This is a genomic window from Micromonospora sp. M51 (assembly GCF_018070305.1).
Taxonomy (GTDB): Bacteria; Actinomycetota; Actinomycetes; order Mycobacteriales; family Micromonosporaceae; genus Micromonospora; species Micromonospora parva.
On record NZ_JAGPXZ010001256.1, the window covers coordinates 1 to 1,010 of the forward strand.

The window sequence follows — 1,010 nt, forward strand, 5'->3', positions numbered from 1 at the left end:
GAAGACGGCTTCCGGTTCGCGGGATAGTCCCTCGCCGGAGATGAGGATTTCGGGGAGTTGGTTGTCGCCGGCTTGCCAGCGCAGGGCGGCGAAGTGGCCCCACTTCATGCCCTGGTTGGGCTTGGTGGGTGAGCCGGAGCCGACCACGAGGACGGCGGGCGGGACTTCGGTGTGCTGGTTGCGGATGGCCGCCCAGGCGGCTTCCAGCGCGGCGACGAGGCCGGCGGTGGAGATGTCGTTTTGACACGTACGTGTCACGTCGGTGATCTCGGCAGCGGTGGTCATGCGGCCCTCCAGGTGGTTGGGGCGGCGGCGAGGGGGCTGGTCGGACGAGCCAGGTCACGGGGCCGGTCGGCAGGCCGCGTAGCGGCGGGGGTGTCGGCGGGGTCCGTGAAGACGGCGGTGGTCCGGCGGTTCGCGCGGGCGGCGTACATGGCGAGGTCGGCGCGGTGCAGCCACGCGGCGGCAGGGTGGGCCGGGTGGGCCAAGGTCGCGCCGAGGGTCGCGCCGACGGCCAGGGTTCGGCGGTCGTAGCTGACCGGGGTGGTCAGCCGGGTGTGGATGTGGGTGAGCCAGTCGGCCAGCCAGGGTTCGGCGTCGTCGCGCCGGGTGGCGGGGCCGGTGGTGATGAGGGCGAATTCGTCGCCGCCGAGGCGGGCGCAGATGCCGGCCGGGCCGGCGATGCCGGTCAGCCGGTTGGCGACGGTGGTGAGGATGTGGTCACCGGCGTCGTGGCCGTGGGTGTCGTTGACCTTCTTGAAGCTGACCAGGTCGATCAGGACGACCGCCACCGGGCGGCCAGTGGTGTGGGCGGTGGTGATGAACGAGTCGGCGGCGGCGGACAGGCCGGCGCGGTTGTGGATGCCGGTCAGCGGATCGTGGGTGGCCGCGTGCCGGACGGTGGCGAGTTCAGCCCGAAGGCTGTGCCGGGCGGTCAGGTAGCCGGCGGTAGCGGCGGCGCTGATAGCGCTGGCGGTGGCCAAGGCGCGCAGTCGGGGAGTCATCGGGTC

At 72.7% G+C, this 1,010-nt stretch carries 1 protein-coding gene and 1 pseudogene; both read right to left on the reverse strand.

Translation table 11 applies throughout. The features are described from left to right. Positions 1-285 (reverse strand): annotated as a pseudogene (locus tag KBX53_RS34090) (hypothetical protein); the annotation flags it as partial. Next, on the reverse strand, positions 282-1,004 hold the full coding sequence (locus KBX53_RS34095; protein ID WP_210863939.1) for a GGDEF domain-containing protein: 723 nt from the start codon (positions 1,002-1,004) through the stop codon (positions 282-284). The pseudogene KBX53_RS34090 and the gene KBX53_RS34095, both read right to left, overlap by 4 nt. Positions 1,005-1,010 lie beyond the last annotated feature (6 nt).